General features: G+C 69.1%; 7 protein-coding genes. 5 read left to right on the top strand and 2 right to left on the bottom strand.

Annotation, left to right across the window (positions count from 1 at the left end):
- The coding region (locus tag QMX80_RS17575) for a DEAD/DEAH box helicase (RefSeq protein ID WP_282278463.1) at nucleotides 1-1326 on the bottom strand (1326 nt) is incomplete at its 3' end.
- Between the two features lie 478 nt (nucleotides 1327-1804).
- Here QMX80_RS17575 and QMX80_RS17570 point away from each other — a divergent pair.
- Both QMX80_RS17570 and maiA read left to right on the top strand, forming a co-directional pair.
- The gene (locus tag QMX80_RS17570; protein WP_273084401.1) at nucleotides 1805-2794 is read left to right on the top strand and encodes a fumarylacetoacetate hydrolase family protein; all 990 of its coding nucleotides are present in this window, start codon (nucleotides 1805-1807) and stop codon (nucleotides 2792-2794) included.
- 131 nt (nucleotides 2795-2925) lie between these two features.
- Nucleotides 2926-3582 carry a maleylacetoacetate isomerase gene (maiA, locus tag QMX80_RS17565; protein WP_282278462.1) on the top strand — a complete coding sequence of 219 codons (657 nt, stop codon included), beginning with the start codon at nucleotides 2926-2928 and terminating at the stop codon, nucleotides 3580-3582.
- A gap of 189 nt (nucleotides 3583-3771) precedes the next feature.
- Here the strand turns inward: maiA and QMX80_RS17560 are convergent, their stop codons facing one another.
- Nucleotides 3772-4905, bottom strand: a complete 1134-nt coding sequence (locus QMX80_RS17560) for a PilT/PilU family type 4a pilus ATPase (RefSeq protein ID WP_057505313.1) — start codon at nucleotides 4903-4905, stop codon at nucleotides 3772-3774.
- Between the two features lie 96 nt (nucleotides 4906-5001).
- Between QMX80_RS17560 and QMX80_RS17555 the strand changes: the two genes are divergently transcribed.
- The 3 genes from QMX80_RS17555 to QMX80_RS17545 all read left to right on the top strand — a co-directional run bounded on the left by QMX80_RS17555 (nucleotide 5002) and on the right by QMX80_RS17545 (nucleotide 6883).
- On the top strand, nucleotides 5002-5388 hold the full coding sequence (locus QMX80_RS17555) for a DUF4398 domain-containing protein (RefSeq protein ID WP_055772561.1): 387 nt from the start codon (nucleotides 5002-5004) through the stop codon (nucleotides 5386-5388).
- Nucleotides 5388-6272, top strand: coding sequence for an OmpA family protein (locus tag QMX80_RS17550; protein WP_055772558.1), 885 nt, complete (start codon nucleotides 5388-5390; stop codon nucleotides 6270-6272). The genes QMX80_RS17555 and QMX80_RS17550 overlap by 1 nt, the downstream gene beginning before the upstream one ends.
- A 392-nt stretch (nucleotides 6273-6664) precedes the next feature.
- Nucleotides 6665-6883: a YdcH family protein gene (locus QMX80_RS17545; RefSeq protein WP_055772555.1), complete on the top strand. Its 219-nt coding sequence runs from the start codon at nucleotides 6665-6667 to the stop codon at nucleotides 6881-6883.
- Nucleotides 6884-6948: the final 65 nt, after the last annotated feature.

Genomic DNA, 6948 nt, shown 5'->3' with positions numbered 1-6948 from the left:
GCGCTGGCCGTTGCCTTCGCCACGCGGTGTGCCGGAGGGCTGCCCGCCTGCGCCGCCGCGGCGCTGGCCCGGGGCGTTGTCGCGGTGACCCGCGGGGCGCCCACCATTGCCGCGGCGCGGCGGGCGTTCGCCGCCCGGCTGCTCGGCTTTACCCGGAGCGCTGTTGCCCCAGCGGATCGGCGTCTGCGGCTCGAAGCCGGCCACGTCGCGGATGTCCATGTCGCGGCCCAGCAGGCGCACGATCTGGCGCAGGTACTTGGCGTCTTCCTGGGCCACCAGCGAGACCGCCTGGCCGCTGGCGCCGTTGCGGCCGGTGCGGCCGATGCGGTGCACGTAATCTTCGGCCACCATCGGCAGGTCGTAGTTGATGACCTTGGGCAGCTCGTTGATGTCGATGCCGCGCGCGGCGATGTCGGTGGCCACCAGCACGGTGACGCGGCCGGCCTTGAAGTCGCCCAGCGCGCGCAGGCGCTGGCTCTGGCTCTTGTTGCCATGGATCGCCGCGGTCTTGATGCCGGACTTGTCCAGGAAGGTGGCCAGCTTGTCGCTGCCGTGCTTGGTCTTGGCGAACACGAGGGTCTGCTCGCGCGAATCGGCCGCCAGCAGGTGCAGCAGCAGTTCGCGCTTGCGCCCGGCGTCGACCGGATGCACGCGGTGGGCGATGGTTTCGGCCACGGTGTTGCGCGGGGTCACCATCACCTCGCGCGGGTTGCGCATGAACTCCAGCGCCAGCTGCTTGATCGGGTCGGCGAAGGTGGCCGAGAACAGCAGGGTCTGCCGGTTCTGCTTGGGCAGCTTGGCGAGGATGCGCTTGATCGAGGGCAGGAAGCCCATGTCGAGCATGCGGTCGGCCTCGTCCAGGATCAGCACCTCGATGCCGGACAGGTCGACGCTGCGGCGCTCCAGGTGGTCGATCAGGCGGCCCGGGCAGGCCACCAGCAGATCCACGCCGCGGCGCAGGATGTCGAGCTGGTTGCCCATGCCGACGCCGCCGTAGATGCAGGTGCTGGGGATGCGCAGGTGCTTGCTGTAGCCGCGCAGGCTGTCATGCACCTGGGTGGCCAGTTCGCGGGTGGGGGTGAGGATCAGCGCGCGCGGCCGGCGCGGGCCGTTGCGCACTTCCTGCGCCGAGGTGGCCAGGTGCTGCAGCAGCGGCAGGCCGAACGCGGCGGTCTTGCCGGTGCCGGTCTGCGCGCCGGCCAGCAGGTCGTGGCCTTCCAGCACCAGCGGGATGGCCTGCTGCTGGATCGGGGTGGGGGTTTCGTAGCCCTGCTCGGCGAGCGCGCGCAGCAGGAAGGGCGCAAGGCCCAGATCTTCGAACGACATTGGAAACTCCGTAATGGACGTGCCGGCCGGCAAAGGCTGGCACTGACGGTCGGCATGACCGACCGGCTCGGAGCGTTCCCGTGTAACCGCGCTGCGAGGTGGGGTACGACCGGCGCAGGCGCGCAGGCCGGAATGCATGACGAAAGGCGTCGGAGTGGGAGCGGGCGGGCGGATTCCCCTGGAGGATCCTGCGCCGCCGGTAATCCCCGAGGGAAACGGACGGCCGCTGGCAGACCGCGATAGTCTAAGGGATGTTCGGGAGCGGTACAAAAACCCCTGTTCAGGTATGGTCGGGGCGCCTGGAACTCCCCGGTATCGCCGGGGGAAGGGGCCCGTTGCCGGCCCGACGTACAGGCCGGGTGGGCGCACGCCATTGCGCGCATGCCCGATGGCGCGGCGTTCCTTCCGCGGCGCTGGTCGTTGCCGGACTATTCGTTACAATCGAAACTTGTTTTCCGCCCCTGGACTGGACGCTCCGATGAAGCTTGGTTCCTTGAAGGAAGGTGGCCGCGACGGCACCCTGATCGTGGTCTCGCGCGACCTGGCCCGCGCCGTGCGCGCCACCGGCATCGCCGCCACCCTGCAGCAGGCGCTGGAGGACTGGTCCAACGTCGCGCCACGGCTGAACGCGCTGTCCGAGTCGCTCAACCACGGCGATGCCGACGGCGTGTTCGACCTGGACATGCAGGCGCTGGCCGCGCCGCTGCCGCGCGCCTACGAATTCGTCGACGGCAGCGCCTACCTGCCGCACGTGGCGCGGGTGCGCAAGGCGCGCGGCGCCGAAGTGCCGGAAACCTTCTACACCGATCCGCTGATGTACCAGGCCACCAGCGCCGGCTTCTACGGCCCGCGCGATGCGGTCAAGGTGGTCAGCGAGGACTACGGCATCGACCTGGAAGCCGAGATCGTGGTCATCACCGACGACGTGCCGATGGCGGCGACCCCGGAGCAGGCCGCCGGCCACATCCAGCTGGTCGGCCTGGTCAACGACGTCAGCCTGCGCAACCTGATCCCGGCCGAGCTGGCCAAGGGCTTCGGCTTCCTGCAATCCAAGCCGCGCTCGGCGCTGAGCCCGGTGTTCGTCACCCCGGACGAACTGGGTGAGGCCTGGCAGGGCAGCAAGGTGCACCTGCCGCTGGTGACCCACATCAACGGCGAGTGGTTCGGCGCGCCGGAAGCCGGCGTGGACATGCAGTTCGACTTCGCCCAGCTGGTGGCGCACGCGGCCAAGACCCGTCCGCTGTCGGCCGGCGCCATCGTCGGCTCGGGCACCATCGCCAACGAGGACACCTCGCTGGGCGCTTCGTGCTTCGCCGAGCGCCGCACGGTGGAAACGCTGCGCGACGGCAAGCCGTCCACGCCGTTCATGAGCTTCGGCGACGTGGTGCGGATCGAGATGTTCGACCGCGCGGGCAACAGCATCTTCGGCGCCATCGAACAGCGCATCGAGCAGGCCGCGCGGCCCTGACGGCCTCACGCGCACCGGCTCCGCGGGCAGGCGCGGCTGCGCTCCCGGCCGGCGGCGCGATGGACCGACCGGCGGTGCGGGCCACCCCATCGCCGGCGGGTAAGGTGGCCTGCGGGCAACAGGAAACGGACATGCAACAGGCCTTGACGCTCTACAGCTACTGGCGCTCCAGCGCCGCCTACCGGGTTCGCATCGGCCTGAACCTGAAAGGCCTGGATTACGCCATCGTGCCGGTGCACCTGGTGCGCGACGGCGGCCAGCAGCACGCGCCGGCCTATGCCGCGCTCAACCCGCAGGAGCTGGTGCCGGCATTGCGCGATGGCGATCGGGTGCTGACCCAGTCGCTGGCGATCCTCGAATACCTGGAGGAAACCCATCCGCAGCCGGCCCTGCTGCCGGCCGACGCCGCCGGCCGCGCACGGGTGCGCGCGCTGGCGCAGCTGGTGGCCTGCGACATCCATCCGCTCAACAACCTGCGCGTGCTGCAGTTCTTCGACCAGGAATGGAACGTGCCGCAGGCCGAGCGCGACGAATGGATCCTGCACTGGATGCGCACCGGCTTCGCCGCGATGGAAGCCTCCCTCACGGCATCGGAGCAGGGCGGGCGTTTCTGCCATGGCGACGCGCCAGGGCTGGCCGACTGCTGCCTGGTGCCGCAGCTGTACAACGCGCGCCGTTTCCACCTGGACATGGAGGCCTTCCCGACCCTGCGCCGGATCGAGGCCGCCTGTCTGGCGCTGCCGGCCTTCGACGCCGCCCGCCCGGAAAACCAGCCCGACGCCGCCTGAGCGCTGTCCATCGCCGCTTTGGGGGCGAAGGAGGAACAGCCTCCACGCTGCTGAACTTGCCACGCCGGGCTCCGCTGCACTCCTTCCCGTCTGCGTATCGCCCGATTGCGTTGCGGACGCAGGACAACAACGACAAAGCCCCGCTTCTGCGGGGCTTTGTCGTTGTGCCGTCGAAGCGGCGCGGTCCGTTCAGAAGCCGTGGGTGATCGACGCCGGCGCCGCCGCCGCGGAGAAATCGGCGTAGGGATCGTGCTCGCCGCTGGCGCCCTCGGACAGGCGGAACTTGAGCGCCAGCCCGTCGCGCGAATCGGCCGCGCGCAGGGCTTCTTCCTGCTCGATCAGCCCGTCCTTGGCCAGCCGGAACAGGCACTGGTCGAAGCTGTGCATGCCTTCCTCCAGCGACTGCTCCATTGCCTGCTTGATCTCGTGCACCTGCCCGCGGCGCAGCAGGTCGCGGATCATCGGCGTGTTGATCAGGACTTCGGTGGCCGGGCGGCGGCGGCCGTCGGTGCCCTTGACCAGGCGCTGGCTGATCACCGCGCGCAGGTTCAGCGACAGGTTCATCAGCACGTTGCGGTGCGCGCTCTCGGGGAAGAAGTTGAGGATGCGCTCGATGGTCTGGTCGGCGTTGTTGGAGTGCAGCGTGGCCAGGCACAGGTGGCCGGTCTCGGCGAAGGCGATGGCCGCCTCCATCGTCTCGGCATCGAGGATCTCGCCGATCAGGATCACGTCCGGCGCCTCGCGCATCGCGTTCTTCAGCGCGTTGTGGAAGGCGTGGGTGTCCAGGCCGACCTCGCGCTGGTTGACGATGGATTGCTTGTGCCGGTGCAGGAACTCGATCGGGTCCTCGATGGTGAGGATGTGCCCGGTGGTGGTGGCGTTGCGGTGGTCGATCATCGACGCCAGCGAGGTGGACTTGCCCGAGCCGGTGGAGCCGACCACCAGCACCAGCCCGCGCGGGGTCATGATCACGTCCTTGAGCACGTCCGGCAGCTTAAGCTCCTCGATCGAGGGAATCCGGTTCTTGATCGCGCGGATGACCATGCCCACTTCGCTGCGCTGCTTGAACACGTTCACGCGGAAACGGCCCACGTCGGCCAGCGCGATGGCCATGTTCAGCTCCAGGTCGCGTTCGAACTGCGGCACCTGGCCCTCGTCCATCAGCGAGTAGGCGATCTTCTTGACCATGCCTGGCGGCAGGCCGGTGTTGCCCAGCGGGTAGAGCTTGCCCTCGATCTTGATATGGACAGGCGCTCCCGTGGTCAGGAACATGTCCGATGCGTTCTTTTCGGTCATCAGCTTCAGGAAATAGCCGATATCCATGGATGCGATTCCCCGGGCAATGGCCGCCCACCGTTGCAAGCACACGGCGGCCTTGACGACAATGGCCGCGCTCAACTCTTTCGCGACGGCTCCCCAATGAAACCTAGCTTCGCACACTTGCGACACCTCCTGTATGTGACCGCGTGCGCATCTGCGCTCTGTGCCAGTGCGATGGCGCAGGATCCGGCCGCGGCCGACCTGCTCGCCGCGCAGCAGGCGGTGGAGCGCGCCGATCGCGCCGACGCCGACCAGTACGCGCCGGACACCATGGCCCTGGCCCGGCAGCAACTGGAGCAGGCACAGCGCGCGGCCGGCGACCGCCGCGAGCGCAAGCAGGCGCCCCTGCTGGCGCAGCGCGCGATGGTCGATGCCGACCTGGCCCGCGCGCAGAGCGGGGAGGCCGTGGCGCTGGCCACGCTGGCGCAGCGCAAGGCCGAGGTGGAACGCCTGCAACGCCAGCTGGCGACCGGGGAGGGACGCTGATGGATATCCGCACTCTGCTCGTGGCCGGCCTGCTGGCCATGCCGATGCTGGCGACCGCCGCCACCGAAGACCCGGCCGTGGCGATGTTGAACCAGCGCCTGATCGCGCTGCAGGCCGACATGCGTACCACCGACCTGGCGGCGCTCGAACGGCTGCAGGCGCAGCAGGCGATCGCCGTGCTGGCCAAGGCCAAACGCAAGGAACTGGACCAGGCGCGTTACCTGGCCGAGCGCCGGGTGGCGATCGCCGAGGCCAGCGCCCGCGCCGAAGCCGCGCGCCGCGAAGTCGACCAGTTGGAGCGTACCCGCAGCGAACTGCTGGTCGAGGCCAGCCGCCGCGAAGCCGCCCGCGCGCGCCAGGAGGCCGAGCGCCTGCGCGTGCAGGCGCAGATCCAGGCCGAGGAGACCGAGCGCATGCGCCAGGCCGCCGAGGCCGAGACCCTGGCCCGGCAGGACGCCGAGGCGGCGTTGACCAGCGTGGCGGGCAAGCAGGCCGCGCGGGTGAATTCGGCCCAGCAGAACGCGGCCAAGCTCGCGCGCGAAGAGGCCGAGCTGGTCTCCGGGCAGAAGCTGCCGGCCTCGAAGTTCGACAACCGCGGCGAGATATTCACCCTCGCCGGCGACGCCTTCGCGGCGGGCCAGGCCACCCCGTCCAGCGCCGCGCGCGACCAGCTCAAGGCCCTGGCCGAGTACCTGAACATCGGCAGGAAGGGGCGGGTGACCATCGAGGGCTACGACAGCGCCACCGGCGTCGGCCAGCGCCGCGCGCAGGCGCTGAAGGACGCGCTGGTGGCGGCCGGCGTCGGCGCCAACCGCATCCAGGTCAGCGGCAAGAAGGCTGCCGCCACGCGCGCCCGTTCGGCCGAGGTGATCGTCGCACCGTGATGCCAGGCTGGCTCACCCGGAACCCATGGAAGGGGGTATCGCCCCGCTCTGGCACTACCGCTTGTGTTGCTCAGGCGGGGGCCGGCGGGGGTCGCACAGGGCTGCCGTAAAGGCTGAATGTGCGGCCGTTCCTGAACCTTCGCCTGCTCCCTCCGCTCCCCTTGCCGGAACCTTTTTTCAGGCGTAGGGTCAATCGTCCGGGCGACATTTTCGTCGTCCGGACAGCGGAGGACCGGGCCAGTGCAACCGTGGCGCGAACCAGTACCAGACAGCTTCCGGGGATTGGACCGGAAGGCGGCTGAGGGTTCGGCCGTGCCCCGCCCGGATCTCCATCCCAAACGCCCCGTGCCGCAAGGCCGGGGCGTTCGTGTTTCCGCATGTAGGAGGTAGTCATGTTCGAAGGGCAGCCGCAGAGTGAGATCGACGCGTTGATCAAGGTCAACCCCGAGTTCAAGCAGCTCTATCAGCAGCACCAGAAGCTGAACAAGAAATGCATGGATGCGGAACTGGGGGTACTCCCCATCGACGATATGACCCTGGGGCAGATGAAACGCGAAAAGCTGCTTGCCAAGCAGAAGCTTCTGCGGATTTATGAAGAACGGCTCAACTGAACCTTCCCCACGCTGAGTTTTTCCGTCGCGGGCAATGGCGGCCTCCTCGTCGGTCGCCATTGCCC

The organism is Stenotrophomonas sp. PS02297 (genome assembly GCF_029959705.1).
GTDB classification, from domain to species: Bacteria; Pseudomonadota; Gammaproteobacteria; order Xanthomonadales; family Xanthomonadaceae; genus Stenotrophomonas; species Stenotrophomonas nitritireducens.
Note: the sequence above shows the minus strand (reverse complement) of the source record. Positions and strands in the feature narration are given on the sequence as shown.